Below are 26,505 nucleotides of genomic sequence, written 5' to 3' on the forward strand. Positions count from 1 at the left end.
TTTCTGGAGGCTGTAGCGGCCTCCGGCCGGCATCAAAGGCGGACTTGTGTATAACGATGAGGGCTCGGCGTGGGCCGGTGATCAATGCAGCTCTTTGAGCCGCTCGGCAAACTTGACGAGGTCGGCCAGGGAATCGGCTTCCATCTTGCGCATCACCGAGCCACGGCGGACCTTGACGGTGATTTCGCTCACGTTCAGCCGGGCTGCAATCTGTTTGTTGAGCAGGCCGCTGACCACCAGCTCCATCACCTGCTGCTCACCGAGATTGAGGCTGGCGTGGCGGCGCCGCAGTTCGGCTTCGACGGCGGCACTCTGGCGCCGGCTGCGATCCTGCGCCAAGCCCTGCTGAATGGCGTCGAGCAAGTCCTGATCGCGAAAGGGCTTGGTCAGAAACTCCACCGCACCGGCCTTCATGGCTCGCACGGACATGGGGATGTCACCATGCCCGGTGATGAAAATGACCGGCAGGGAAATCCCCGACCTGGCCATATGTTCCTGGAAATCCAGGCCGCTCATGCCCGGCATGCGGATGTCCAGAATCAGACAGCCCGGCGCGTCAGGGCGCGGGGTGTCCAGGAACTCGCGGGTCGAGCCGAACAGCATGCTGCGCAATCCGACCGAGGCCAGCAGGTCCTCCAGCGAGGAGCGCACCGACAGGTCGTCATCGAGGACGTAGATGATCGGCTCTTCGGTCGGTGATGCGGTGGCAGCTGTGCTCATCAGGTTTCCATCTTTCCAGTAGGCAGGGTGAAGTGAAACGTAGCACCGATTGACGGGTTGGGCGTGACCCAGATGCGCCCGCCATGGGCCTCGATGATCGAACGGCTGATCGCCAGGCCAATCCCCATCCCTTCCTCCTTGGTGGTGTAGAACGCGTCGAACAACTGGTGGATGTTTTCCGGCAGCACGCCGATCCCATTGTCGCTCACCGCAAATCCGATATCGCCGCCGTCTTGCAAGCCCACCCGAACCTCCAGTTGCGCCTGATCTGCCTTGAGCTTTTTCATCGCATCCACACCATTGAGCATCAGGTTCAGCAACACTTGCTGGATCTGCACCCGATCAGCCAGCAGCGGCGGCAGGCCCTCCGGCACGTCGACCAGCAGTGCGACGCCCTGCCCTTCTATCTCGCTGTGTGCCAACGCGACGATCTCGGCGACGGTATCGGCCACGCTGATCCACTCCTTGTGAGTGGACGAACGCTTCGCCAGGGCGCGCACTCGCACGATGATGTCCCCGGCGCGGTTCGCGTCACTGATCATGCGCTCGACCGCCTGGCGGGCCTTGTCCAGGTTGACCGGCTCGGTGGCCAGCCAGCGCTGACAGGCATTGCCACTGGTGACAATGGCCGACAGCGGCTGATTGACCTCATGAGCAATGGACGCCGTCAGTTCACCCAGTTGATTGACCCGTGCGATCCGCGCCAGCTGCGAGCGCGCTTCGTGTACCGAACGGATGGCCAGCGCCATGCGCAGCGCCAGCCAGGTGGTCATGGCGATGGCCGCCAGGCTGATGATGCAATTGATCAGCCCGGACGCCTCACTGCCTCTGGAGGTCGTCATCTCGTAACTGATCACGGTCAGCACCATGCACAGCAACGCCATCGCGATAACGCCTGTGGCCGGCAGGAACCTGACCGCCAGCAGCACCACCACAATCTGAAATACGCCCACGGCGATTTCCAGGTCGGTCAAGGTGTCGGCAACCGCAATGACCAGCGCCAGCATCAGCAACGCGATCAGCCGCACTGCCATAGCGGCCTTGCCGTAGGATTCAGGTTCACGCATGCGCATCATCCCGCTGGTTGCAAAAGGCCCGTTGAGTATGTCCTACAAACCTCAGGACGGGTTGTCCAGGCTGAACTGATCGGCCAGTTCGTCATAGGCAAACAACTCCGCGTAGCGCCCCCATTGAATCACTGCATTGAGGGTCTGCATGGCGTCGCTTTCGGACATGAAGTCTTCGAGTTGATCACGAAAGCGCCGTGCCGGTGCCGTGTGCGTGGGACGATCATCCAGCACTCGACGGATATGCGCCACCAGCGGCACGAAGCTCAGCAGGTGCTGGGCGAACAGTTGCTTGCGCTCGTCGACATCCGCCAGCGCATAGCGATTGGCGGCAGGCAGCAGGCGAATGTCGCCGCCCTTCAGTTCAGCGAAGCGCAATAGTTGCAGCACCTCGGCAATCGGGAACAGCTCGTCGGCGTTGTAGTGCAGCGCCGCGGCCAGCTCCGGCAGATCGGCTTTCAGGCTATAGGGCGGCGCGTGAATCGCCTCGATCAGCCCGGCCAGTGCGTTGGTGGAAACCTGTGGCAACACCATCCCCAGCCCGGTGCCCGGAAACACGCCCTGACGGATTTCGCCGGCGTCGTTGTCCTGGGTCATCAGCACGTAGATTTCTTCCACCAGCGCCCGAAAGATCGGGTCCTGGCGGTTACGTGGCTGGGGCAGATCGACCTTGATCTCGCTGATCACCCGCCCAGGATTGGAGGAGAACAGCAGGATGCGGTCGCACATCAGCACGGCTTCGGCGATGTTGTGCGTCACCATCAGGATCGACTTGATGGGCATGCGCCCTTCGCTCCACATGTCCAGCAAGTCAGTGCGCAGGGTTTCGGCGGTGAGCACGTCGAGCGCGGAAAACGGTTCGTCCATCAACAGCACGTCAGGATCGATGACCAGCGCGCGCGCCATGCCCACCCGCTGGCGCATCCCCCCGGAAAGCTCCTTGGGGTAGGCGCTCTCGAAACCGTCCAGGCCGATCAGATCAATCGCCGCCAGTGCGCGCTTGCGGCGGACCGCGGCGGGCACACGTTGCGCTTCGAGGCCGACTTCGACGTTTTCCAGCACGGTCAGCCAGGGAAACAGCGCAAAGCTTTGGAACACCATGCCCACCGACATCGCCCGCCCTTGCGCACGGCGCGGGAAATTCACCTCACCTTCGGTGGGCACCACCAGCCCGGCGATGGAGCGCAACAGGGTCGACTTGCCCGAACCGGACCGGCCCAGCAGGCCCACTATTTCGTTCTCGTTGAGCGTCAGGGTCACGTCATCCAGCACCAGGCGCTCTTTGCTGCCTTTGCCGTACACATGTCGGACCTTTTGAACATCTACCAGGCAACGCGTTTCGACAGCCATCATGATGGCGCCCTCCCCTTACACAAGATCAGACAAGACTCAGACGTCGCTCGGCAAACCCGTACAGCGGGCGCCACAGCAACCGGTTGAACGCAATCACGAAGACCGACATGACCACGATGCCCAGCGCGACGCGTGGAAAGTCGCCCGCCTGGGTCGCATTGGCGATGTATGACCCCAGGCCTGCCGCTTCCAGATGCTGATCGCCCCAAGACACCGCTTCGGCGACGATACTGGCGTTCCACGAACCACCCGACGCGGTCAGCGCCCCGGTGATGTAGTAGGGAAACACGCCGGGCAGCGCGACACGCCGCCACCATTGCCAGCCACGCATGTTGAACATGGTCGCCGCTTCGCGCAGGTCAGTCGGCAAGGCACTGGCCCCGGCGATCACGTTGAACAGGATGTACCACTGGGTGCCGAGCACCATCAGCGGCGACAGCCAGATGTCCGGGTTCAGGTGCAGGCCGACAATTGCGATCACCGCAAAAGGGAACAGAACGTTGGCCGGGAACGCCGCCATGAACTGCGCGATTGGCTGCAAGCGTTCAGCCCAGACCGGACGCAGGCCGATCCAGATACCGACAGGCACCCAGATCAGGCTGGCGACGACGATCAATACGATCACGCGCACCATCGTCGCCAGGCCCAGACCAAAGGCAGTAACCATATCGCTGGCGCCCAGTGACGCCTCGATGAACCTGAACAGGTACACGCTGCCGGCCAGGCAGGCGGCCATGACCAGACCCAGCCACGCGTAGTCGAGCACGCGGGCGACGCCTGGGGTGAGCTTCACTTTCCACAGCCGGGAGATCACGCGCCCGTCGATCAGCATCAGGCATTTCCACGGTGCAGCCAGGACCGAGCTCAGCATCGGTGCGACACGGGAGCGGCCCAGCACGCTGTACATCCACGAGCGCGGACGCTTCGACGATGCGGTTTGCTCGAAGCGGAATTTGTCCGCCCAGGCGACGATCGGCCTGAACAGCAATTGGTCATAGGCCAGAATCACCAGCGCCATTGCGCCCACTGCCCAGGCAATCGCAGCCAGGTTTTTCTGCTCGATGGCCAGCGCCAGCCAGGAACCGATGCCCGGCAGATTGACCGTGGTATCGCCGACCGAAATGGCCTCGCAGGCGACCACGAAAAACCAGCCGCCGGACATCGACATCATCATGTTCCACACCAGCCCCGGTATGGCGAACGGCAGTTCCAGGCGTGTAAAGCGCAGTACTGCAGACAGCCCGAACTGACGGCTGACTTCATTCAGGTCACTGGGCACAGTACGCAGTGACTGATAGAAACTGAAGGCGAGATTCCAGGCCTGGCTGGTGAAGATGGCAAAGATCGCTGCGCATTCAACGCCCATCTGCCGACCGGGAAACAGGCCCATGAAGAAGGTCACGGTGAACGTCAGAAAACCCAGCACCGGTACCGACTGAAGAATATCCAGCGCCGGGATGATCACCTGCTCGGCCTTGCGACTTTTGGCTGCCAGCGTGGCGACGACAAAGGTAAAGATCAACGAAGCGGCCAGCGCGATGAACATACGCATTGTAGTGCGCAATGCATATTCGGGCAGGCGCGCCGGATCGAGGCTCATGGGGCTTGAATTAAGCACCGCCAACGGCTGCATCATCTGGCCAAGGCCATAGATGAACAGGCCAATGAACAGAGTCAGGATGGCCAGGCAAATACCATCGGCCCAATAAGGCGTGCGTGCACCGGGTTTGACGAAACGGGGCGTCCGCAGGCTTTTACCGAATTCAAATATCGAATGCATTGCTCACCTCGAGCCGGCCGCGCAGGCGCAGACCCACCCGCTTTAATAAGCAAACAGGCAGTCAGCGATAACAGATAAAGGCCGTGAGTTAATAGTTGCCGTACAGTGAGGTAAAGCTTATAGCGTTTCGATCAACAGTAGAAACCTGCATAAGTAGCTCATGTTTATCTGTCAGTATCAGTGATATATACCAACGTATAGTTATATAACGGTGGCTCTGTTGTTCAGGCCAGTTAAGCGTTGTACAAAAGAACATTATCGTGCCCATGCTGTAGCGTGAGGAACGATAATCTCGACTATCGTGCGACGCTCCGCGTCGCATGCCGTTCCGGACGCTCTGCGTCCTCACCTGAGAAAGCGGTGCGGCCTGGAGCTGTGACGCGGAGCGTCACGAACTGCGTTCCCACGCGGGAGCGTGCGGCACGACAGATGTCCGGCTGCTCCGCGTGGGCACGAACGTCAGGTGGATCACACCCGGAAGTGGCTGACCATCATCTGCAGCTGGCCACCGAGGCGTGCCAGCTCGACGCTGGAGGCTGCGGTTTCTTCGCTGGCTTCGGCGGTCTGTTCGGATACATCGCGAACGTTGACGATGCTGCGGCTGATTTCGTCGGCCACCGAGCTTTGCTGTTCGGCAGCGGCAGCGATCTGCTGGTTCATCGCCTGAATGCTCGAGACGGTCCGGGTGATGCTTTCCAGCGACGTACCGGCCCTGCGCGTCAGCTCGACACTGCTGTCTGTCAGGGTGCGGCTGCCAAGCATGATGCCCGACACCTGACGCGTGCCGTTCTGCAATGCAGCCACCAGCCCTTCGATTTCTTCGGTGGACTGCTGGGTACGCTGCGCCAGGCCGCGAACTTCGTCGGCGACCACGGCAAAACCCCGGCCGGCTTCCCCGGCACGTGCTGCTTCGATAGCAGCATTGAGGGCCAGCAGGTTGGTCTGCTCGGCGACCGCCTTGATCACATCCATGACCTTGCCGATCTTGTCACTGTCCTGCTCCAGCACGTTCATTGCGTCAGATGAGCGAACCACTTCGGCGGCCAGTCGCTCGATCTGCTGGATGGCTTCGCCGACGACCTTATCGCCGTCGCGCGCCTGCTGGTCGGCATCGGAAGCCGCCACGGAAGCCTGCTCGGCATTGCGCGCCACTTCGTGCACCGTCGCCGACATTTCATGCATGGCGGTGGCCACCTGGTCGGTCTCGACCTTCTGACTGTTGACCCCTGCACTGGTCTGCTCGGTAACTGCCGACAGCTCTTCAGCCGCGCTGGCAATCTGTGTGACGCCATCGCGTATACCGGAGATAAGTTCGCGCAGGGTTGTCCCCATGCGCTGGATGCCTTGCTGCAAGACGCCCAGCTCATCGCGTCGGGTGACCGCTTCGGTATGCGTCAGGTCGCCGGACGCAATACTCTCGACGATGGCCAGCGTATCGCGCAATGGCCGGGTGATCTGACGCGTGATGATCACCGCGGCAAGTATGCCCAGAAGCATGACCAACACCACACAACCTATCTGCAGGCTGCGCGCGTGAGCGGTGTCTTCCTTGCCCATCTGCATCTGCAGGCCGTACAACTCGTCGCCCAGCTTGACGATGGTCGCACCCTGGGTGGTCAGATCCTTGCGCACGCTCGCTGCTGTCTGAGTGGTTGCCTTGAAGGCATCGACCGAGCTGCGGTAATTGCGTAAAGCGCTTTCAAACTGTGCGATCTGTTCGCGGTTGGCAGGACCAAAAGCGGCCTTGAACCTGTCCAGATGACTGATCGCGCTATCCAGTTGCTGGAAGGCTGCTGTCTCGGTCTTGTCATTCGGATTGCCGGTATAGCCACGCACTTCATAACGCACCAGAACCAGGTCTTGCCGGGCGCTGTTCGCCAACTGGGCCAGATCGAAGCGTGCCGGGTCAGCAGGATCTATCTGCAGGACGGCATTGTTCAACGACTCGACGGCCTGCATGGCCGCTGTACCATTGGCGGTCATCTCGTTGCGCACTTTGGCACCGGCCTGGTACACGGCGCGCATGCTGTTCAGGGATGCTTCATAGTCGCGGGTGACATCGGCCAGTTCGCGCAGCGGCTTGAGATTGACCGGGTTGTTGAAGCTGATGAGCAGTGATTGCTGCTGTGCCTTGAACACATCCAGCTTGCTTTGCATATTCTGTGCTGCGGTTTCATCGCCGTCAGTCAGCATGTATTGCAGACGCGCGACTCGCAGATTGGTCAGGTTGTCACTCAGCCTGGTGATATCGCCGATGCGGTCGGTGCGATAGATGAGCTTGTCGAGGCTGGTCCAGCCAACAAGGGCGAGGACAGCCGTGAAGAAAAGAACGGTCCCAAAGCCCAATGCCAACTTCATGTTGACGCTGATATTCGCAAATCTGCTGTTCATAAAATCTCCTGAAGATGCTTTTTTGTGCGCAACGAAAGAGCTGAGATTTGTTTTTATGGACAGCAAACCCGCGCGCCAGAGCTATCGGCCGCAGAAGAGCAAAACTTGATCGGAAAAAGGCAATCCGCGCGAGCGCGCCGATTCGGGAGGGAAATCGGGGGCTGAACAGCCCCCGATTCAATCAGGCAATCAGTTTGAAACGCGCCACGACATTGCGCATGTCGCTGGCGACCCGCGCCAGTTCATCGGCGGTAACCGCGTTGTTGTCGATACCCAGCATCAACGTCCCGGAGCTGTTACGAATCTCCATGACATTGCGGTTGATGTCTTCGGAGACCGCATGCTGCTGCACGGCGGCACTGGCGATCTGCGTGTTCATCTCGACGATACGCTCCACGCCCTGACTGATGCTCGACAGGCTGCCCGAGGCATCGCTGGCGGCACTGATGCACGCATGAGCCTTCTGCTGCCCGGCCTGCATCTGCTGCACGGCAGCGTCGGTCGCACCTTGCAGTTGCTGAATGATGCCGCGAATTTCTTCGGTCGACGCCTGAGTGCGCGAAGCCAGCGTGCGGACTTCATCAGCCACCACGGCAAATCCGCGACCCTGCTCACCTGCCCGTGCAGCTTCGATGGCGGCATTGAGGGCCAACAGGTTGGTCTGATCGGCAATGGTGCTGATGACCTGGATAACACCACCAATCGACTGACTGTGCAGGGCCAGCGCCTGGACCTTCTGGGCACTGAGTTCCACTTCTTCGGCCAGCGCCTGAATGGTCGAGTGTGCCTGGTGCATGATGCGCAGGCCGTTACGTGATGCAGTATTCGCTTCATCGGCGGCCAGCGCAGCACCTTCGGTGTTCTGCGCCACATCGGCGACGCTCGCGGTCATCTCGTTGATCGCGGTCGCCACTTGCTCCGTTTCAGCCTGCTGCGCATTCATCGACTGCTTGGCCAGGCCGATGGATGCGCCCAGCCGGGACGCTACATCCGTCAGTTCGTAAGAGGTGCGGTCCATGTGCGAGATGGAGCTGGCGAAGGCGTCGGCCATCAGGTTCAGGCCGTTGGCGATATCCGCCACTTCGTCCTTGCTGACGACCGCTACGCGTGCACTCAGATCGCCCTCGCCCAGACGGCGGGTAACGCCCAGCAGGCTGTCGATGGTCAGGCGCAAGGCGCGGTAGATGCTGCAGAACGCGTAGAGCAGCAACAAACCCATGATCACGCACATGGCAATCACGACTTCGCGTTGCAGCACCAGGGCGTCGTAGCGCGTATTCAATTCATTCTGAAGCGCGGTCTGAATTTCGTCCTGAGCCTTGTAGAGGCCCGAGACAACCACGTTGCCGCGCGCACTCAGCGCCTGACCCTGCTGCACCGAAAACTCTGTGCCTTTTACGTACGCGTGCAGGTCGCCGCGAAAGCTGTCCATCGCTGCAGTAGCGGCAGTGATCGGGTCACTGATGCGCGCGGCCAGCTCTGGCGAACGACGCTTGAGCAGTCGAATGCTTTGCTCCAGCTCCGCCCGAAATTGCAGTTCGATCTTCAGCAGGCTTTCCAGCGAGCCGCGCATCGATACACTCAGCCCCTGACCGGTTACCAAACCTGCCGTGATACCGCGGATCTGACCGGCGACGTTGATTTCCCGAGGCATACGGATGGTGCTCAGGTCGATCAGAAACAGCGAGGCGTAATCTTCGTCCAGCACCATGCCCGAGGTAGCCGAGACGTAGTAGATAAAGTTGAGTGTCTGGGCCAGTTGCTCGTTCCACTGGGCGAACACTTCATCCTGCGACAGGCCTGGCTTGATACTGTCCATCAGGGAGCGGGTGCTTTCACGCAGGCGCTGTACGCGGTTCTCGGTTTCCAGCTGCTGCCCTTGGCGTGCGTCCATGTCGGCAAGATTGGCAAGAGCGGTTTCGAGCTGAGCGCGATTGCTGATCACATCCTGAGCGGCAGAGGCATCGCCGGCGAGCAGACGGTTACTGGCCGCGCGCTGGAGCATGGAAGTTCGCAGCACGGGGGTGGTCAATTGCAGGTATTCACGGCCGACGCGCTCTTGCGCGACCGTGTCGATGCTTGCATTCAGGCTGTTGAAAACCCGAAGACCGAGAACGATCAGCGGGATAACGATAATGATGGCTAAAACGGCAAACTTGGCAGGGAAACGCAGGCGATTGGTCAGGTAGATACCAGGCGAAAGAATGTTCATAGTGTTCTCTTTTTAATTAGGGTGTCCGATCCGGGCGGAAAAGCTCCTTTCTTTGCATCACGGGTAGTACAGGGCAGCTATGCCGTGCTGAACGAGGTCATCCATTCAGATGGAGGCACATTGACATCACTTGAGAGCAGTGGCCTGTCAGGAAGTTCAATGGGTGCTATAGCCTGATACTCGGGCTATCGACCAGGCCACGGTTAACGTGAGGTCAGGATCATCGGGCGAATGGCGGGCGAGAGCGCTTTACCGCTAATACGCTTGCGGCAGGCATGATTCGAATGAGGGCATTCAGGTCAATCAGGCGGGAAACAACTGTTCATCTGACAGTCTGGCGACCGTAGACTTTGCAAAAGAGAAATACCGTCGTGCGACATCGTGACGCACGACGGTAGGTGTCGTATCGAGGTGATCGAGGGCTCTTCAAGCCCTCGCCCACTCCACGTTCGACAAACCGAGCTTTTCCGCCTGAGGCTTGCTCAGCTTCGGCACCGGGTCGGAACGGTACTTGGGGATCGCACCGAACCCGGCATCCACTGAAGCCCAGTGCCAGGCCTCTTTATTGTCCATGGCGCCTGCTCTTATGTAGAACGTCTTGTAACTGCCATGCAGCAGGTAATCGATACGGTAGTGTTTTTCATCAGCCATTGTGGTGCTCCTGCTTTGTCGACTCGCAAAACAGATCACAGCAGTTTCAAAAAATTCAAAATATTAATGCCATCATTTAAATGATGTCATTTAGCCATAACCTGATGTATCTTTATAACTGAACCCTAGGGTTTAGTTGGCGATAGAGTTTGTTTATAACTGCACTTTTACGCTGTTTTCAGCGGGAAACAGTGACGGCCGCCGAGCCGGTTAAAATAGGCTTCTCCGCCACGATGAACGGACATTCAGCGCAGCATAGGGAATAATAAAATTCTATTGAACGGCAGTTTAAACACCGTCGGTCCTCTTTAAAAAAGTTAGCAGTAACGATCGTGCTCCTCAGTCTCTCATAACCTGTGACTGCGTTGAATCGAGCCCATGCACATGGGTTGACGCTTCCCGAGAGATCAAAGCCTGAGGATACGACATGTTCATGTATAACAAGCGACTTCAATATACCGTACGCGTAGCAAGACCCAATCCTGGACTGGCCAACCTTCTGCTTGAGCAGTTCGGTGGGGCTCAGGGTGAACTGGCCGCCGCCGGCCGCTACTTCACTCAAGGGTTGAGTGAAGAAGATCCAGGCCGTAAGGACCTGCTGATGGATATCGCCACCGAAGAACTGAGCCACCTTGAAATCGTCGGTTCCATTATTGTCATGCTCAATAAGGGCGCCAAAGGTCAATTGGCTGAAGGCATCGAAGAAGAAGGCGAGTTGTATCGCGCTATCAACGGTAATGGCAATGACTCACATATCACCAGCCTGCTATACGGCTCCGGTGCGCCGCTGACCAATTCTGCCGGTGTGCCTTTTACAGCGGCTTATATCGATACCATCGGCGAACCAACAGCGGACTTCCGTTCCAACATCGCCGCAGAATCAAGAGCCAAGATTGTTTACGAGCGATTGATGAACGTGACCGATGACCCTGGCGTTAAAGAAGCGCTGGGCTTTCTCATGACTCGGGAAATCGCACACCAGTTGTCGTTTGAAAAAGCCCTGCACGCCATCCAGCCCAACTTCCCGCAGGGCAAGCTGCCGGGCATGCCGGAATTCACCAACAAGTACTTCAACATGTCCGGCGAATCCAATGTACGCGGCGCCTGGAATCAAGGCGGCGACTGGGAGTATGTGGAATCGCCACAAGCGGCTGTCGATGGCGGCGATGGTACGGCCTCGGTCACGCTCAATGAAAAGGACACCGAGGCGCTGGAAATGATGAAGGAACGGACCCAGTCCGACCCGGCCGCCAACCCGATCACCGGGGCGGACCTGGGTTCTGGTCTGGTCCAGGGCAAAGATGCCTGAAACGGCAACCCTTGTTATGTTCAGGAGAATGGAATCATGAAGAAACTTCGCTCCAGCACATCCCCTTCGCCGCAGGGCGAGTTCGATACCGCCTTGAGCGACGCGGTATTTGTAAAAGGGCTTCGTGCCTTCGAAGCCCAGGCGCTGCGTGCACGCCGAGGCTTCCAGGTGGTGATGGCGATCAAGGGTTTCTGCGTTGGAACCCTGCTTGAAAACAACCTGCCACGGCGCTGATCTCACAGCGCATCAAACCCGACTTGTCCACAGGCCAGCAGGCAATCCGCTCGCCTGTGGACAAGTCTCTCTTCGCTGAAAAGGGCAAGAACATGACTCGCACGACGATAGAAGATTTGTTCATTCACGAACTTTCAGACGTTTACAGCGCTGAAAAGCAAATTACCAAAGCACTCCCGCGTCTGGCACGCGCTTCGACCAATCCACTGCTGGCAGAAGCCTTCAAGGCTCATCTTGAAGAAACTCAGGGTCAGATCGATCGTATCGATGAATTGGTGGAAGGCGCTGGTCTGAAGCTGAAACGCATGAAGTGCGCGGCCATGGAAGGTCTGATCGAAGAAAGCAAGGAATTGCTGGAAGAGATCGAAAAAGGTGCAGTGCTCGATGCCGCGTTGATCGGCGCATGCCAGAAGGTCGAACATTACGAGATCGCCAGTTACGGCACACTCATCGCAATGGCCAGACATTTAAATATGAAAGAGGCAGCCGCTCTATTGAGTGCCACGTTGGCGGAAGAAAAAGGCGCAGACGAAAAGCTCACGGAGATCGCCGAACAGGGCGGAACCCAGGCGGCCACTTCGAAAAAGTAATCATGGTTCACTGCGTCAGCCGCATGACGGTCTACAGGGTGTAGGTCCCGTCATGCGGGCCAGTGGAATTACTTCTTGGCAGCATCACCGCCATGCGCAGCAGCGAGTTTTTTCGCATGCTCCAGATGCTTCTCCAGCGTAGGCAGCGTTGCCTTTGCAAACGCCTTCAGATCTGGATCCTTGCCATTCTCGGCCTCTTCCTTGTACAGCTTGATCGCCTGCTCATGCGCGGAGACCTGATTGTTGGCATAAGCCTGGTCGAACGACTTCTCGCGCATCTCCAGAATCATTGCCTTGGCTTTGTCCATCAGCATAGGGTCTTCGGACACTTCAAGGTTCTTGCTTTTTGCGATTGCAGCCAGCTTCTCATTGGCAGCGGTGTGATCCGTGACCATCTGCTTTGCAAATTCCTTCACATCTGCAGAGACACCTTTCTCATCCTGTGCGAGCTTGCCAACCTGAACTTCGGCGATGCCTTTGGCAGAAGCATCTTCTACGAAATCATCAGCGTCCTGAGCAGCAACAGCCATTTGCGAACCTAGCGAAAGCACAACGGCAATGGCGCTCATGCGAAAATAATTGGTCATTTTCGGTCATCCTTTTATGGGCTGAATACGTCATCGTTATCGATGACATAAACGTTACGACCGGCTTCAAATACCTGCGTTCAGCCTTTTTGATCGGACACGGCATACGCCGATGCCGCGGTCACCTGTTGCGGATGTAAACCCCGACCGGCAATGCATTTTTTCCGCGCAACCTTCGCCCGCTGGAATAAGCACGATCGCCACCTATCGGCGCCCGGAAAATTACGCTGAATTTCCCTGTACCGAGGCACTCACTTATCTACGCTGCATAGAAAAACAGAAAGTCCCGAATGACTGCGTCAACGTGATGTTCAACTGCCGAGGTACGATTTTCATGACGTCTCTTCAAGTGATGACAGGCGATGCCGTCGTCAAAACCGTCGTTGAAGAAGCCCGTTCAAAAACCGTCTATCAATCATGGATGAATGAACGTGCTCCCGAACATCAACACGATGCGGTCCTGTTTCTGAATCACTGCCTGGCCCTGGCCGAGCGGGAACACTGCGACCTTCCGGCCCAGCCTGAAGCGCTTGAACAGTGGATGGAGCAGAACGTAGGGGTCGTGGCTGATCAATATGCGCTCTATCTCGAGCAACGCCGCGCAGGAAAACCGAGACGGTTTTTCAAGAACAAAGCGCACGCGATGTATTTCATTCAGCAGGTCGCACCGACCAAAATGGTCGACGGCGCCTGGCTATACGGATTGCTGCCGCGCTGGGCAGACTACCGCTTCCACGGCCTGATTCGTACGTATCTTGAAGAGCTCGGTGACGGCGAACAGGCGCAGAATCATGTCTCGCTGTACCGGAAACTGCTGGCGGATCTCGACTGCGATACCAACGCGCCACTGGCAGACGATGCTTACCTGCAGGGAGCGATTCAGCTGTCACTGGGGCAACTGAGCGAGCAGTACCTTCCCGAGGTCATTGGTTACAACCTGGGTTATGAACAGCTGCCGCTGCACTTGCTCATCACATCATTCGAGCTGAATGAACTGGGCATTGACCCTTACTACTTCACCCTGCATGTGACGATCGATAACGCCAGCACCGGTCATGCGCGCAAGGCTGCGCAGAGCGTCCTTGAACTGATGCCGGTAGGCCAGGAACGCGACGAGTTTTACCGTCGTGTCGCCAGTGGTTACCGGCTCAATGAGCTGGGCATGGGTTCAACTCAGGTGATCCAGTCGTTCGACCTGGAGCAGGAAGTGATCACCATGCTCGAGCGCAAGCGCACGTTCGGTCAGCACATGCATTCCGACTACTGCCGTCTCGACGGCAAGACTGTCAACGAATGGCTCGCCGAGCCCGATCAGATCCCGGAATTTCTTGCTGTACTGCAGAACAGAGGCTGGATCAAGCGTCACGAAGACCCTCTGCACAGCCGCTTCTGGAAGCTGTTCGAGGGCGCCGGCGCACCGATGTTCGGCGTCTTCAACGGTTATGAAAAGCAACTCGTGCACGACTGGATCGCCGGTGACTGGCTGTCGGATGGCAGCGCTCAGCCCACGGTTGGCAAACGGCTTCCGGAAGCCTTTCGCTCGCGCTTCCGCAACCTGCAAGATGGCGCTCAGCCCTCCCCCGCGCTTGCAGTGCCTGCCTCGGCAGACGCTGACCCGGACGTGCGCGAACTGCACATGAAACTGGAATCTGCGCCCGCCTCGGAGAAGATGTCCACGTTGATCGAAAGCATGTCGCCGGCAAGACACGCGACCGCCGCCGGCCTGCACGCGACGCGTCTGTTTGTGAACAGCATGGCCGAGCGCATGACAGGAGCCCACGCATGAGTCATCCCCTCCCCGACAGCGCCGCGCTGATTGCCCTGGCGCAGCGTCTTGAAACCAGCGGCTATCGCTTTATCACGCCCACGCCCCTGACTCATCAACACGTCAATCAACGCCCGGAAAATCGTACTGCCGCGTCACTGCGCGATGTGTTCGGCTGGAGTCGGCTGATACCGGAATCCATGCTGCCGGTCGAGGAGGCTCAAGGGTTGCTGGCTGCCGGTATTCTGGAACGTAAGGAAGACGGCTTGAAAAGCCGGGTGAGATTTTCCAGCCTGGATGATCTGCTGCTGGTGCATTCGGCGTTTCCTACCTCAGATGAAGACTCGGTGTTTTTCGGTCCGGATACCTACCGCTTCGCGCAGTCCATCAATCGCCATCTGCAAGGTACGTCGCACCCGGTCAACCGCGCCGTCGACATCGGCTGTGGCACGGGTGCCGGCGCCATGTTGATCGCGGTCGCCCGTCCGCAGGCACAGGTTCATGCCGTCGACATCAACCCCAAGGCACTGCATTTCGCACAGACCAATGCGGCAGTCGCCGGGCTGAAGAATATGGAGTGCTGCCACAGCGATATTCTCTCGGGCCTGAGCGGAAATTTCGACCTGATCGTCGCCAACCCGCCCTACATGAAAGACACCCAGCGCCGCGCCTACCGCCACGGAGGTGATGCACTGGGCGCAGACCTGTCTGTGCGCATCCTGCGCGAGTCACTGGACCGCCTGGCCCCGGGCGGCTCGCTGGTGCTTTACACCGGCGTGGCCATGGTGGGCGAGCACGATCCGTTTTTCGAAGCGGTGCAGGCCGATATCGACCATGCGGCACTGACATGGACCTACCGCGAACTGGACCCGGATGTCTTCGGCGAAGAGCTGCTTGAAGAGGGTTACGAAGACGTGGACCGTATTGCAGCGGTGGAGCTGGTGGTCACCCGACGCCCCGCATGACCCACCGAAATATCTTCAATAGTTCGTGCTTATAACGCGCATAAGAACCAAGCATTGGTCAGCCTGACCGCATCCCGGTGAAACTTGCCACGAGCCATCGATCAACACCCTGCTGTTGATCGATGCAGGCTCGTCGCACACCGAAAAGGATGACGACACATGCCACGCCTGAACCGGATTATCGAAACAGCCCTCTACGTAGACGATCTGGCGAACGCCAGGGAGTTCTATTCCGACACCCTTGAACTGGAAGTGATGTTCGAAAGCGCGACATTGGTGGCGTTCAACGTCGGCGGTGTGAGCACCCTGCTGTTGTTCAAGCGCGGCGCTTCGTTGCAGACGCAGTACCTGAGCGGCGGAGAGATACCACCCCACGATGCACACGGCCGGATTCATGTGTGCTTCGCCATCAATGCCGACGAGATGCAAGCCTGGGCGGATCGCCTTGCCAGGGCCAGCGTCGCCATCGAAGGCCGCACCGAATGGCCCAAAGGCGGATCGAGCGTCTATTTCCGCGACCCCGATGAAAATCTCGTCGAACTCCTGACGCCGGGCTGCTGGGCGATTTATTGAATCGCTCAGGTCACACGTTGCTCTGCAAAGGTGGGTCAATAAAGCGGGGCAATCGAATATTGATACGCGGGTGTGCCGCGCCTCAAATGTTATGTTATAACGATTGAAGATTCTTAATGCAGCCTTCCCAAGCGATCTTCCGCCGCCATGATCAACCCTGTTCCCCAATCCTTTCCAGTCACCACCAAGCACGCCTTGCAGGGAGGTCAGCATACTCAGCAATGGATACCCAGTGAGCCGCACTCGCGGCACGTCACTGTGGACCCGCGTGTTTGATGCTGGCGCTGGAACGCCTCGCGTGGGCACCGGAACAGACGTCAGTCTGCACGCACCAACATTTTGCCTTGAAGGATATCGACCTGCAGATCGCCGCAGGCGAGTTCGTCGGCCTGATCGGACCCAACGGCAGCGGCAAGACCAGCCTGCTGCGTTGCGCATTTCGCTACAGCCGCCCGCACAGCGGCAAGGTCGCCATCAATGCCCGCGATATCTGGTCCTGCAGCTCGCGCTGGTGTGCCCGGCACGTGGCAGTGGTTGCCCAGGAGTTTCCCGATGCATTCGGCCTGACGCTGCTGGATGTGGCAAACATGGGGCGCGCGCCTCATCAGGGGTTCTTTGCCGCAGACAGTGACCACGACCGCGCAATTGTACAAAACGCGCTGAATGCCGTCGGGCTGGCGGGCTATGAGCAGCACCGGTTCGACACACTTTCCGGCGGCGAGAAGCAGCGTTGTCTGCTGGCGCGGGCGCTGGTGCAAGAACCCCGATTGATGGTGTTGGACGAACCCACCAACCACCTCGACCCGCGCCATCAACTGGAATTGCTCGGGCTGGTCAAACAGCTCGGCATGGCCACGCTGGCCAGTATCCATGACCTGAACCTGGCGGCGGCATTCTGTGATCGCCTGTGTGTCGTTCATCACGGCCGGCTCAGTGCCCAAGGCACGCCCCGGGAGGTGCTGACCCCGGAAATGCTGCTCAGTGTGTTCGGCGCCAAGGCGCTGGTCGACAGCCACCCTCTGCGTGACTACCCACGCATCACCTGGATACCCTGACATGAACTGCCTGTCCGTCCGCCTGGCTTTGGCCGCGTTGCTATGCAGCCCGATGGCGCATGCCGCCTACCCCGTCACGGTGCAAAGCTGCGACCGCTCTGTAACGTTCACGGCTGCGCCGCAGCGTGCGGTCAGCAATGATGTGAACCTCACCAAAATGATGGTTGCCCTGGGTTTGCAATCGCACATGGTCGGCTACAGTGGCATCACCGGCTGGAACAAACCCGATCAGGCGCTCTTACGCGACCTGGGCAAACTGCCCGAGCTGTCCAGTAAATACCCGTCTCTGGAAACGCTGCTCAATGCCAACGCCGACTTCTATTTTGCCGGCTGGAACTATGGCATGCGCGTCGGTGGCGATGTCACGCCGCAAAGTCTGGCCCCGCTGGGCATTCAGGCCTATGAACTGACCGAGTCCTGCGCCCAGATAATGCCCCGCGCCGAGGCGACGCTGGAGGATGTCTACAACGACCTGCTCAATCTGGGCCGGATATTCGACGTGCAGACCCGGGCCGAAACGCTGGTTGCGCAGATGCGCCGCAGCGTGAGCGACGTCGAGAACAGCGTGGCAGGCAAATCGCCGCCCAAGGTGTTTCTGTACGACAGCGGCGAAGACCGGCCGATGACCGCCGGGCGCCTGGCCATTCCCCAGGCGCTGATCAGCGCTGCAGGCGGCCGCAATGTCATGGGCGATGTAGCGGCCAGCTGGACCCACGTCAACTGGGAGTCGGTCGTGCAAAGCAATCCCGAGGTGATCGTCATCGTCGACTACGGCGAAGTCAGCGCTGCGCAGAAGCAGCACTTTCTTGAAAGCAATCCGGCACTGCACTCCGTCGACGCGATCCGCAACCGGCGTTATGTCGTGCTGCCCTATGTGGCAGTGACGCCCGGCATCGACAATGTCACGGCCATCGAGACGCTTGCAGCGGCATTTCATGACGTGAAGCGATGACGCTGGCGCAGTGGCTGACCGAACGGCCGCGCCGTTACCTGGGCCTGTTGATCGCTCTGACGCTTTTGCTGCTGACGTCGTGCCTGGTGTGCATCACCTTCGGCGCGGCCCCTGTGCCCTTGAGCCGGGTGATGGCTATCCTGATGTTCAAACTCTCCGGTACTGCCGAACACCCACCGCTCTGGACAACGGGACAGGAAACCATCGTCTGGCTGATACGTACGCCCCGCGTCTTGCTGGGCGCGCTGGCAGGCGCAGGGCTGGCGTTGATCGGCAGCGTTCTGCAAGCCGCGACCCGTAATCCGCTGGCCGATCCGCATTTGCTGGGGGCGACCTCGGGCGCCACGCTTGGCGCCGTGATCGTGGTCATGCATGTGGGGGAAGTGTTTGGCATGCTGACATTGCCACTGGCCGCCTTTGTCGGCTCGCTGGTCAGCCTGTGCCTGGTGCTGTGGCTGGCCAGTCACCAAGGCCGGCTGGACAGCCAGCGCCTGCTGCTCGGCGGTGTGGCCGTGTCCTTCGTGATGATGGCAATCGCCAACCTGTCGTTGTTTCTGGGCGACCACCGCGCCAGTTCCTCGGTGCTGTTCTGGATGCTGGGCGGGCTGGGTCTGGCCCGCTGGGAATTGCTTGCGGTGCCGTTTATCACGGTGCTATGCGGTTGGATCCTGCTGCAAGGGCTGGGTCGTTCACTGAACGCGCTGATGGGCGGCGACCAGACCGCCGTGAGCCTTGGCCTGCAAGTGCGCAATATGCGCCTGCTGGTTTTTCTGATCGCCTCACTGATGACCGGCGTACTGGTCGCCCTGTGCGGCTCCATCGGTTTTGTCGGCCTGATGGTGCCGCACATGGCCAGACGTCTGGTGGGCTCGGAGCATCGACGACTGTTGCCTGTCGCCACCCTTCTGGGCGCATTGTTGATGGTCTGGGTCGACGTCATCTCCCGCACGCTGATCGCCCCCGAAGACCTGCCGATAGGCATTACGACCGCCTTGTTGGGAGGGCTGTTTTTCATTTTCATGATGAAGCGCGGTCAGTAATCGGCAAGGTGTTTGCCGTGGGCAAACAGGACTGCCCGCGGCCCTTCCGACTACATGACAAACTCGTGTCATCGTTCCTTAACACCTTTATGACATTTATTTTGCGCTGGTTATTTCAGGCTGCCGAGGCGCCTGAGAACAAACCGGCTCATCCATTCATGTCATGAGGCGGAAGGAGCGGCACTTGAAAGTGACAGTGTTCGGAACCGGTTATGTGGGGCTTACTCTTGCCGCCTGTCTGGCTGAAGTAGGCCATACCGTCTGTTGCATGGATGTCGACAGCAAGCGCATTGATGCGCTTCGCGAAGGCATATGTCCGATATTCGAACCCGGTCTTGGCGAACTTCTGCGCAACGGCCTGGACTGCAAAAGACTGAGTTTCACGACCGATGAGGTACACGCCAGTCGCTTTGCAGAGTTGGTCTTCATCGCCGTCGGTACGCCAGCGCAAGCCGACGGCAAGGCGGACCTGAGCCAGGTGCTTGCCGTACTGCGCTGCGTGATCAGACACGCCGAAAGTGCCCCGATCATTGTCAACAAGTCGACCTCGCCAGTGGGCACCGTTGACCGCCTGCTCGCTGAGATCGCTGCCAGTGCGCGATGCGATGACGGCTTTGAAGTGATCAGCAACCCCGAGTTTTTCAAGGAAGGCTGCGCAGTCAGTGATTGCCTGCGTCCGGATCGCATTATTGTCGGCGGGGCCAGTCCGCGAGCGCTGGAGCAGATGCGCGAGTTGTATCAGCCCTTCAGTCGCAACCGCGAGAAGTTTGTGGTCATGGATGCGCGCAGCGCAGAGCTGTCCAAATACGCTGCCAACTGCCTGCTGGCGACCAAGATTTCGTTCATCAACGAGATCGCCAACCTGGCTGAACAGGTGGGTGCTGACATAGAACAGGTCCGGCTTGGCATCGGCTCCGACCCTCGTATCGGTTATGACTTCATTTACCCGGGCTGCGGCTTCGGTGGCTCATGCTTTCCCAAGGACTTGCAGGCGCTGATCGGCACGGCCAGCGAGCACGGCGTGGAGACGGCGTTGCTCAACGCCGTGGAACAGGTCAATCGCCGCCAGAAGCACCGCCTGTTCGAAAATATCCACACGCATTATCACGGTGATCTGAGGGGCAAGGTCTTCGCTGTCTGGGGACTGGCCTTCAAGCCCAATACCGATGACATTCGCGAAGCAACCAGCCATACCCTGCTCAAAGCACTCTGGGCAGCCGGTGCCAGGGTTCAAGCGCACGACCCTCAAGCAATAGAAGCGGTCAGGCATCATTACGGCGAGCGAAACGACCTGCAACTGGTGCAGTGCAAGCAAGATGCACTGGAAGGCGCAGACGCTCTGGTGGTGGTGACCGAATGGCAGGACTACCGGGTGCTGGATCTGGACGCGCTCGGCGAAAAGCTCGGTGATCGCGTGGTGTTCGATGGCCGCAACCTGTTCGACCCGTTACAGCTGCGTGAGGCGGGCTTTACCTACTACGGCATTGGTCGTGGCCAGGCGACGCCGGCATGACGGTACTGGTGACAGGTGCTGCAGGGTTCATCGGGTTTCATGTCGCCAAGCGTCTGTGCGAGCTCGGTGTGGAGGTCGTCGGCATCGACAACCTCAACGATTACTACAGCGTCGAGCTCAAACAATCGCGCCTGGCCCTACTCCAGCGCCTGCCAGGTTTCACGTTCCACAGGCTGGACATCACCGATGCCGAAGGGCTGTCCGCGCTCTTCTCGCAAAATGGCTTCGAACAGGTCATTCATCTGGCGGCTCAGGCCGGTGTGCGTTATTCGCTTGAACAACCGAATGTTTACGCCCAATCCAATCTGGTCGGCTTTATCAACGTGCTCGAGGCCTGTCGGCAGTATCGACCGGCGCACCTGATCTACGCGTCGAGCAGCTCGGTCTACGGCGCCAATACGCGCATGCCGTTTCAGGTCGAGGATGCGGTCGACCGGCCGCTGTCCCTGTATGCCGCCACCAAGCGCGCCAACGAACTCACCGCCTACAGCTATTGCCACTTGTACGGCCTGCGCGCCACAGGGCTGCGCTTTTTCACCGTCTACGGCCCCTGGGGCCGGCCGGACATGGCGCTGTTCAAGTTCACCAAAGCCATGCTGGCCGGCCAGCCTGTGGATATCTACAACCACGGCGAAATGGCGCGGGACTTCACCTACATCGACGACATTGTCGAAAGCATCCTGCGCCTGCGTCTGCTGCCGCCCGATGCGGTTGGCAGCGAGCCGCCCCATCGACTCTTCAACATCGGCCGGGGTCAGCCCGTCAAGCTGCTGGAGTTCGTCGATTGCCTGGAGGCCGCGCTAGGCCTGCGCGCGGAAAGGCGCTACCTGCCCTTGCAGGCGGGCGACGTGCTGCAAACCTGGGCTGACGTCAGTGCGCTGAGCCAATGGATCGACTTTCAACCACAGGTCTCGGTCGACACCGGCGTCAGGGCCTTCGTCGACTGGTATCGGGAGCACTATCAGGCCCGGATCTGCGAGCCACTTCAGTAACAAGGACTTCCATGACCACGCCCACTTTTCTCTCCGTCGTGATCCCGGCCAAAAACGAAGCCGATAACCTGCCCAGCCTGATAAAAGAAATTTGCACAGCGCTGGACGGGGAACGCTACGAGATACTGGTCGTTGACGACGGCAGCACAGACGACACCTTGAAAGTGCTGACGCACCTCAAGGACAGCGGGCTGACCATGTTGCGGATCCTGCGCCACGAGCGATCACTCGGGCAGAGCACCTCGGTCTATCACGCAGCACTGGCAGCCAACGGCTCCTGGCTGGCAACCCTGGACGGTGACGGTCAGAACGACCCGGCGGACATTCCAGGTATGTTGGCGCTGGTACGCGCTCACGCAACGGGCTCGGAGGCGATACAGCTGGTGGCCGGTCACCGGGTGAATCGGCGCGATACCGCCAGCAAACGCTGGGCCTCGCGCTTTGCAAACGGCCTGCGCAGCCGGCTTCTCAAGGACGCGACTCCAGACACCGGGTGCGGCCTGAAACTGATCGAGCGAGCCGCGTTTCTGCGCCTGCCGTACTTCGACCATATGCACCGGTTCATTCCAGCGCTGATTCAGCGACATAACGGCCGTATGGTCACGCACCCCGTCAACCACCGTCATCGCCAGGCTGGCGTGTCCAAGTACGGCAACCTGGACCGCGCGCTGGTGGGCATTCTTGATCTGGTCGGCGTCTGGTGGCTGATCCGTCGGACTCGCCTGGATGTTCAGGCACAGGAACTGCGGCCATGAAGCCGGACAACGAGACTTTCTGGCTGATCCTCGGCTTTGTCGGGCAGGCGGTTTTTACCGGCCGCTTTGTCCTGCAATGGCTGTACAGCGAATTCAAGAAGCGCAGCATCATCCCGGTAGGCTTCTGGTACCTGAGCATGCTGGGCAGCACGATCCTGCTGGCCTACGCCATTTATCGACAGGACCCGGTCTTCATCGCCGGCCAGGCCTTTGGCCTGCTGGTGTACATGCGCAACCTGCAGCTGATCAGCCGACAGGCCAAGACACCTGAGGAGCAATGACGGTGCGAACTCACCTTTCGCCTCGCCTCGAGGGATGGCTACTGGTCGCGCTGGCCGTTTTACTGGTCGGGGGCGGCCTGGGCTTGCGTCTGCCGCAGAACGTGGACGAAGAGCGTTTTCTCGGCGTCGCCCTGGAAATGCTGCAGAACGGCTCATGGTTCGTCCCGCACCGGGCCGCGCAGATTTATGCCGACAAACCGCCGCTGTTCATGTGGGCGACGGCATTCTTCATTTGGCTGACGGGCAGCCCGAACATCGCGCTGTACCTGCCCGGGCTGCTCTCTGCAGGCGCGACCACCGCAGTCCTCTACGATCTGGGCACCCGCCTGTGGAACCGACGCATCGGTCGGTACGCCGCCTTGCTGTTCCTGGCCACCTATCAGACCTACAGCATCCTGCGCACCGGGCAGATCGACAGTTTTCTGTGCCTGTGGATTGCGCTGGGCTTCTACGGCCTGGTTCGCCACGTGTTGCTCGGGCCGGCCTGGGGCTGGTTCTATTTCAGCTGTGCGGCGATGGGCCTGGGCATTATCACCAAGGGCGTCGGTTTTGTTCCCGCGTTGATGTTGATCCCTTACGCCTATGCCGCGCGCAAAGGTTGGCAAGGTGTCGTGGCCATGCCTGGACAGGCCGCGCGCTGGGCGCTGGGTCTGCTGGTGTTATTGCTGGCCTGCTGCCTGTGGCTGGTGCCTATGATTATCTCGGTCGTGCGTGACGGCGGCCCGGAAGGCTTCGCCTACGTGCAGGAAATACTCTTGCACCAGACCGCCAATCGCTACGCCAGCGCCTGGGACCATCGCGAGCCCTTCTGGTATTTCTTCGTCAAAGTCATCCCGCAGTATTGGCTGCCGCTGGTGCTGGCGCTGCCCTGGCTGATCCCGGCCTGGCGCCGACAGTTGAGCAAGCACGATGGCCGGGTGTTGGTACTGCTCGGGTGGGTGTTGCTGGTGCTGCTGTTCTTCAGCCTCTCCAGTGGCAAACGCAAAATCTACATCTTTCCGGCGCTGCCCGGCCTGGTACTGATAGCCGCCCCCTTGCTGCCCTGGTTATTGAAACGCTGGTTCCATGACCGCATACGGGCTCGGCGAATCGTCCCGGTGGTGGTGGTTATCTGGCTCGGTCTGTGGTTCGCCAGAGGGTTCGTCGAACCCGTCATAGAAGGCCAAAACCCACACAAGGAATTGATGGAACAGGCCGCTTACGTCACTCAAGGTGCTGATCTGGTGCTGGTCAACTGGCGCGAGGGGCACTGGCTCTATGCACGCCAACCCATTGTGCATTTCGGTTTTGCCAAGCCGTCGGCAACCGAACAGGCCGCCCGCTGGCTAAGAGAACACCCCGGCACCTTTGCGCTGGTGCCAGGCGAGCAACTGGCCAATTGCTTCTTGCCGGAAAAAGCCCGGCCGCTGGGCCAGACCTCCAGAGCTGACTGGTTCATCGTCGATGCCGATGCCGACAATGGCCGGTGTAAACCGCAACGCCCTATGCAGGCCTATCGCTTCGCCTGGCAGCAGAATGTTGATTAATCCCCCGCCCAGCCACCCAACACGCGGGAGTGCCTGAAGCCATGCAGCTGGAAACGATCAAGGCAAAGCGCCTGACGTGGTCGAACGTCGCTCGAAGGCAGGTATCACTCGCACAACTCGTGTTGAGTGCAGCTGCTCTCGGGCTGCTGATCCTGGCCTATGCCGTGTCGACACACTTTCAGGTCCACCAACAGCTGTACCAGTACGGTCGCACCTGGTTAAAGGGCAATACGGCAGCCGACAAGAATATCTGGCTGCCGGATTTCCAGGTGGTTATCGACGCCAAACCACTTGCCCCGGACGTCGCCAATATCTCCGGGATCACCTACGACTACGACAATGACCGACTGCTGGCAGTGACCAACAAAGGCCCCATGCAACTGCTGGCGCTGAACACGAACGGCGACATAATCGACCGCTACCCACTGATCGGTTTCGACGACACAGAGGGTGTGGCTTATCTGGGCAACGGTCGCATCGTGCTGTGCGATGAAGATCTCCAGCAACTGGACATCATCACGTTGCCGACGCAGGCACGCCCCATCCACGTCGAGGAAGCTCAGTTCATTGCGCTACTGATCAACCCCAGCATTCATAACAAGGGATTCGAAGGCGTGACCTACGATCCCGCCAACGACCGCCTGTTCGCGATCAAGGAACGCGATCCACGGCAGATGTTCGAGGTTTCCGGCGTCCTGCGCTCCATCGATCAAGGCCACTTGCAGATCAAAGTTGCCGACCGGCTGGACTGGATCACGAAAAGTGTCGCTGCACGCGACCTTTCAGACGGCTACTACGACCCGCGAACCAGCCATTTACTGCTGCTCAGCGACCAGTCGCGCTCGATCACAGAACTGGACAGCAAAGGACGATTCGTCAGCATTCGATCACTGCTGGGTACCTTCTCCGACCTCAAGCACAGCGCCCCCCAACCCGAAGGCCTGACCATGGATCGCGCAGGCAACCTGTACGTCGTGAGCGAGCCGAATCTGTTTTACAAGTTTTCGAAAGTGCCGGAATAGGTAGTGAAGAAACCAGGCCTTGAGGGTGACTTTCGGGGAGTGGGGGTAGGGTCTTTTTTGGGAGAGCTAATGGAATTCGGAAAAATGTGCGAGTTGCTCAGGACGTGAGCCGTGACAGATCGGGTTTCGCGATAGTTGCCATTATGAAATGCTCCTGATTGTCACTCGATTCAAAGTTAATCACAGTAAATAATCTAGCATCCTCAAGCGCGCTGTCAGGCCGAGCCTATTCCTAGGCCTAGTCGATAACCTACCCGATAGAATCCACGGCTTTTATTAGAGGGTATCGACACAGTATCAGGCGAGTGACTGCCTTGCTTCTGCAATGAAACCTCAAGGAGATGAGTGCAATGTCGCGTAAAGTTTTTGTAGCCGGCGCGTCCGGTGTAATCGGCAGAGCCCTGCTCAAGCTCTTGGTGGCTGCGGGCTACAGCGTGTATGGCGCTACCCGCCGCGCCGAAAAAGTGAAGGACATAGAGGTCACAGGTGCTACGGCAGTGGTGGTTGATGTCTATGACGCCGAGCGTTTAAACGAAGAGTTGGTCCGAATCCAGCCATGGGCTGTTATTCATCAACTGACAGATCTGCCTCGTGGCCTAAGTCCCGAATTGATGGCAAAAGCGGTCGAGAACAACGCTCGTATCCGTACAGAAGGAACGCGCAATCTGGTAGCCGCCGCTCGAGCCGCTGGCGCTACCCGTCTGATAGCTCAAAGCATCGCCTGGGCCTGGAAACCAGCCCTCTGGACGTAGAGGCACAAGGCAGCCGTGGCATCAGCGTGGAGGGTGTGGCGGCCCTGGAACAGCAAGTGCTCAGCGAGCCTGCATTGAACGGCACCGTCTTGCGCTATGGTCAGTTGTATGGGCCCGACACCGGCACTGACGAGCCGACCGGTACCAGCCCAGTACACGTACAAGACGCTGCGCGTGCAGTACTGCTGGCGTTGCAAAAAGAGCAAAGTGGTATTTTCAATATCACTCAGGACAGCCCGACCGTCAGCAACGAGAAAGCCAAGCGCATACTGGGGTGGTCTCCTTCCGTGGAGGCTTGACGCCACAACGCAGTTACTCCGTACGAAGGAGTGACCGCGTTAGGACTTATTTTGAATAAATCTGAGTCTGCTCTAATTTACTGAAGCTGAATCTAAGGAATAAAAACTGTCGCGAAAAACC

23 protein-coding genes and 2 pseudogenes are annotated in these 26,505 nt (G+C 59.1%); 16 read left to right on the forward strand and 9 right to left on the reverse strand.

What is annotated here, in order from left to right; genetic code table 11:
• Positions 1–81: 81 nt before the first annotated feature.
• The 8 genes and pseudogenes from KUIN1_RS27160 to KUIN1_RS27195 form a co-directional block, all read right to left on the reverse strand.
• The gene (locus tag KUIN1_RS27160; protein ID WP_003401355.1) at positions 82–720 is read right to left on the reverse strand and encodes a response regulator transcription factor; all 639 of its coding nucleotides are present in this window, start codon (positions 718–720) and stop codon (positions 82–84) included.
• Positions 720–1,787, reverse strand: a complete 1,068-nt coding sequence (locus KUIN1_RS27165; protein WP_060409288.1) for a sensor histidine kinase — start codon at positions 1,785–1,787, stop codon at positions 720–722. The genes KUIN1_RS27160 and KUIN1_RS27165 overlap by 1 nt, the downstream gene beginning before the upstream one ends.
• Before the next feature lie 51 nt (positions 1,788–1,838).
• On the reverse strand, positions 1,839–3,143 hold the full coding sequence (locus tag KUIN1_RS27170) for an ABC transporter ATP-binding protein (RefSeq protein ID WP_024640682.1): 1,305 nt from the start codon (positions 3,141–3,143) through the stop codon (positions 1,839–1,841).
• Between the two features lie 22 nt (positions 3,144–3,165).
• The gene (locus KUIN1_RS27175) at positions 3,166–4,920 is read right to left on the reverse strand and encodes an ABC transporter permease (protein ID WP_024651895.1); all 1,755 of its coding nucleotides are present in this window, start codon (positions 4,918–4,920) and stop codon (positions 3,166–3,168) included.
• A 468-nt stretch (positions 4,921–5,388) separates the two neighbouring features.
• Positions 5,389–6,252: a methyl-accepting chemotaxis protein gene (locus KUIN1_RS28890; protein WP_371136417.1), complete on the reverse strand. Its 864-nt coding sequence runs from the start codon at positions 6,250–6,252 to the stop codon at positions 5,389–5,391.
• 39 nt (positions 6,253–6,291) lie between these two features.
• Positions 6,292–7,311, reverse strand: a pseudogene (locus KUIN1_RS28895) (methyl-accepting chemotaxis protein); the annotation flags it as partial.
• Positions 7,312–7,492: 181 nt separating this feature from the next.
• Complete coding sequence (locus KUIN1_RS27190; protein ID WP_024640378.1) at positions 7,493–9,523, reverse strand: methyl-accepting chemotaxis protein; 2,031 nt, start codon at positions 9,521–9,523, stop codon at positions 7,493–7,495.
• Between the two features lie 426 nt (positions 9,524–9,949).
• Positions 9,950–10,174, reverse strand: coding sequence for a DUF6555 family protein (locus KUIN1_RS27195; RefSeq protein WP_003316018.1), 225 nt, complete (start codon positions 10,172–10,174; stop codon positions 9,950–9,952).
• 427 nt (positions 10,175–10,601) lie between these two features.
• Here KUIN1_RS27195 and KUIN1_RS27200 point away from each other — a divergent pair, with 427 nt between their 5' ends.
• The 3 genes from KUIN1_RS27200 to KUIN1_RS27210 all read left to right on the forward strand — a co-directional run bounded on the left by KUIN1_RS27200 (position 10,602) and on the right by KUIN1_RS27210 (position 12,307).
• Positions 10,602–11,483 (forward strand): manganese catalase family protein, encoded by an 882-nt coding sequence (locus KUIN1_RS27200; RefSeq protein WP_011269424.1) that lies wholly within the window; start codon positions 10,602–10,604, stop codon positions 11,481–11,483.
• 36 nt (positions 11,484–11,519) lie between these two features.
• Positions 11,520–11,717 carry a hypothetical protein gene (locus tag KUIN1_RS27205; protein WP_152092421.1) on the forward strand — a complete coding sequence of 66 codons (198 nt, stop codon included), beginning with the start codon at positions 11,520–11,522 and terminating at the stop codon, positions 11,715–11,717.
• Positions 11,718–11,809: 92 nt separating this feature from the next.
• On the forward strand, positions 11,810–12,307 hold the full coding sequence (locus tag KUIN1_RS27210) for a YciE/YciF ferroxidase family protein (RefSeq protein ID WP_011269425.1): 498 nt from the start codon (positions 11,810–11,812) through the stop codon (positions 12,305–12,307).
• A 68-nt stretch (positions 12,308–12,375) separates the two neighbouring features.
• Here the strand turns inward: KUIN1_RS27210 and KUIN1_RS27215 are convergent, their stop codons facing one another.
• Positions 12,376–12,894, reverse strand: a complete 519-nt coding sequence (locus tag KUIN1_RS27215; protein ID WP_103713845.1) for a DUF4142 domain-containing protein — start codon at positions 12,892–12,894, stop codon at positions 12,376–12,378.
• 334 nt (positions 12,895–13,228) lie between these two features.
• On the opposite strand from KUIN1_RS27215, the gene KUIN1_RS27220 reads away from it, so the two are divergent.
• The 13 genes and pseudogenes from KUIN1_RS27220 to KUIN1_RS27280 all read left to right on the forward strand — a co-directional run bounded on the left by KUIN1_RS27220 (position 13,229) and on the right by KUIN1_RS27280 (position 26,384).
• Positions 13,229–14,680 (forward strand): iron-containing redox enzyme family protein, encoded by a 1,452-nt coding sequence (locus tag KUIN1_RS27220; RefSeq protein ID WP_024640375.1) that lies wholly within the window; start codon positions 13,229–13,231, stop codon positions 14,678–14,680.
• Complete coding sequence (locus KUIN1_RS27225; protein ID WP_024651900.1) at positions 14,677–15,624, forward strand: N5-glutamine methyltransferase family protein; 948 nt, start codon at positions 14,677–14,679, stop codon at positions 15,622–15,624. The genes KUIN1_RS27220 and KUIN1_RS27225 overlap by 4 nt, the downstream gene beginning before the upstream one ends.
• A 159-nt stretch (positions 15,625–15,783) precedes the next feature.
• Positions 15,784–16,197, forward strand: coding sequence for a VOC family protein (locus tag KUIN1_RS27230; protein WP_024651901.1), 414 nt, complete (start codon positions 15,784–15,786; stop codon positions 16,195–16,197).
• A gap of 275 nt (positions 16,198–16,472) precedes the next feature.
• On the forward strand, positions 16,473–17,252 hold the full coding sequence (locus KUIN1_RS27235; protein WP_103713846.1) for an ABC transporter ATP-binding protein: 780 nt from the start codon (positions 16,473–16,475) through the stop codon (positions 17,250–17,252).
• Position 17,253: 1 nt separating this feature from the next.
• Positions 17,254–18,204, forward strand: coding sequence for an ABC transporter substrate-binding protein (locus tag KUIN1_RS27240; RefSeq protein WP_011269429.1), 951 nt, complete (start codon positions 17,254–17,256; stop codon positions 18,202–18,204).
• Positions 18,201–19,244, forward strand: a complete 1,044-nt coding sequence (locus KUIN1_RS27245) for a FecCD family ABC transporter permease (RefSeq protein ID WP_054092694.1) — start codon at positions 18,201–18,203, stop codon at positions 19,242–19,244. Before KUIN1_RS27240 ends, KUIN1_RS27245 begins: the two co-directional genes overlap by 4 nt.
• A gap of 184 nt (positions 19,245–19,428) precedes the next feature.
• A complete protein-coding gene (locus KUIN1_RS27250; RefSeq protein WP_024651902.1) occupies positions 19,429–20,757 on the forward strand; it encodes a UDP-glucose dehydrogenase family protein in 1,329 nt (442 codons plus the stop codon).
• Entirely contained in the window at positions 20,754–21,749 is a 996-nt protein-coding gene (locus tag KUIN1_RS27255) for an NAD-dependent epimerase (RefSeq protein WP_003401393.1), read from the forward strand. Before KUIN1_RS27250 ends, KUIN1_RS27255 begins: the two co-directional genes overlap by 4 nt.
• 11 nt (positions 21,750–21,760) lie before the next feature.
• A complete protein-coding gene (locus KUIN1_RS27260) occupies positions 21,761–22,504 on the forward strand; it encodes a glycosyltransferase family 2 protein (RefSeq protein WP_024651903.1) in 744 nt (247 codons plus the stop codon).
• Positions 22,501–22,785, forward strand: coding sequence for a lipid-A-disaccharide synthase N-terminal domain-containing protein (locus KUIN1_RS27265; RefSeq protein WP_003367870.1), 285 nt, complete (start codon positions 22,501–22,503; stop codon positions 22,783–22,785). Before KUIN1_RS27260 ends, KUIN1_RS27265 begins: the two co-directional genes overlap by 4 nt.
• Positions 22,782–24,311 carry an ArnT family glycosyltransferase gene (locus KUIN1_RS27270; RefSeq protein ID WP_024651904.1) on the forward strand — a complete coding sequence of 510 codons (1,530 nt, stop codon included), beginning with the start codon at positions 22,782–22,784 and terminating at the stop codon, positions 24,309–24,311. The genes KUIN1_RS27265 and KUIN1_RS27270 overlap by 4 nt, the downstream gene beginning before the upstream one ends.
• A 41-nt stretch (positions 24,312–24,352) precedes the next feature.
• Positions 24,353–25,333: an SdiA-regulated domain-containing protein gene (locus KUIN1_RS27275; RefSeq protein WP_103713850.1), complete on the forward strand. Its 981-nt coding sequence runs from the start codon at positions 24,353–24,355 to the stop codon at positions 25,331–25,333.
• A gap of 350 nt (positions 25,334–25,683) precedes the next feature.
• Positions 25,684–26,384 (forward strand): annotated as a pseudogene (locus KUIN1_RS27280) (NAD-dependent epimerase/dehydratase family protein).
• The last annotated feature ends 121 nt before the right edge of the window (positions 26,385–26,505 follow it).

It is taken from the genome of Pseudomonas sp. KUIN-1 (assembly GCF_009176725.1).
In the GTDB taxonomy this organism is placed as follows: domain Bacteria; phylum Pseudomonadota; class Gammaproteobacteria; order Pseudomonadales; family Pseudomonadaceae; genus Aquipseudomonas; species Aquipseudomonas fragariae.

Coding starts and splice junctions, on each gene's coding strand:
- KUIN1_RS27260 (WP_024651903.1), top strand. CDS start 21,761: ATGACCACGCCCACTTTTCTCTCCGTCGTGATCCCGGCCAAAAACGAA.
- KUIN1_RS27195 (WP_003316018.1), bottom strand. CDS start 10,174: ATGGCTGATGAAAAACACTACCGTATCGATTACCTGCTGCATGGCAGT.
- KUIN1_RS27235 (WP_103713846.1), top strand. CDS start 16,473: ATGCTGGCGCTGGAACGCCTCGCGTGGGCACCGGAACAGACGTCAGTC.
- KUIN1_RS27255 (WP_003401393.1), top strand. CDS start 20,754: ATGACGGTACTGGTGACAGGTGCTGCAGGGTTCATCGGGTTTCATGTC.
- KUIN1_RS27165 (WP_060409288.1), bottom strand. CDS start 1,787: ATGCGTGAACCTGAATCCTACGGCAAGGCCGCTATGGCAGTGCGGCTG.
- KUIN1_RS27230 (WP_024651901.1), top strand. CDS start 15,784: ATGCCACGCCTGAACCGGATTATCGAAACAGCCCTCTACGTAGACGAT.
- KUIN1_RS27160 (WP_003401355.1), bottom strand. CDS start 720: ATGAGCACAGCTGCCACCGCATCACCGACCGAAGAGCCGATCATCTAC.
- KUIN1_RS28890 (WP_371136417.1), bottom strand. CDS start 6,252: ATGGGGACAACCCTGCGCGAACTTATCTCCGGTATACGCGATGGCGTC.
- KUIN1_RS27275 (WP_103713850.1), top strand. CDS start 24,353: ATGCAGCTGGAAACGATCAAGGCAAAGCGCCTGACGTGGTCGAACGTC.
- KUIN1_RS27220 (WP_024640375.1), top strand. CDS start 13,229: ATGACGTCTCTTCAAGTGATGACAGGCGATGCCGTCGTCAAAACCGTC.
- KUIN1_RS27200 (WP_011269424.1), top strand. CDS start 10,602: ATGTTCATGTATAACAAGCGACTTCAATATACCGTACGCGTAGCAAGA.
- KUIN1_RS27210 (WP_011269425.1), top strand. CDS start 11,810: ATGACTCGCACGACGATAGAAGATTTGTTCATTCACGAACTTTCAGAC.
- KUIN1_RS27240 (WP_011269429.1), top strand. CDS start 17,254: ATGAACTGCCTGTCCGTCCGCCTGGCTTTGGCCGCGTTGCTATGCAGC.
- KUIN1_RS27265 (WP_003367870.1), top strand. CDS start 22,501: ATGAAGCCGGACAACGAGACTTTCTGGCTGATCCTCGGCTTTGTCGGG.
- KUIN1_RS27190 (WP_024640378.1), bottom strand. CDS start 9,523: ATGAACATTCTTTCGCCTGGTATCTACCTGACCAATCGCCTGCGTTTC.
- KUIN1_RS27225 (WP_024651900.1), top strand. CDS start 14,677: ATGAGTCATCCCCTCCCCGACAGCGCCGCGCTGATTGCCCTGGCGCAG.
- KUIN1_RS27205 (WP_152092421.1), top strand. CDS start 11,520: ATGAAGAAACTTCGCTCCAGCACATCCCCTTCGCCGCAGGGCGAGTTC.
- KUIN1_RS27215 (WP_103713845.1), bottom strand. CDS start 12,894: ATGACCAATTATTTTCGCATGAGCGCCATTGCCGTTGTGCTTTCGCTA.
- KUIN1_RS27270 (WP_024651904.1), top strand. CDS start 22,782: ATGACGGTGCGAACTCACCTTTCGCCTCGCCTCGAGGGATGGCTACTG.
- KUIN1_RS27245 (WP_054092694.1), top strand. CDS start 18,201: ATGACGCTGGCGCAGTGGCTGACCGAACGGCCGCGCCGTTACCTGGGC.
- KUIN1_RS27175 (WP_024651895.1), bottom strand. CDS start 4,920: ATGCATTCGATATTTGAATTCGGTAAAAGCCTGCGGACGCCCCGTTTC.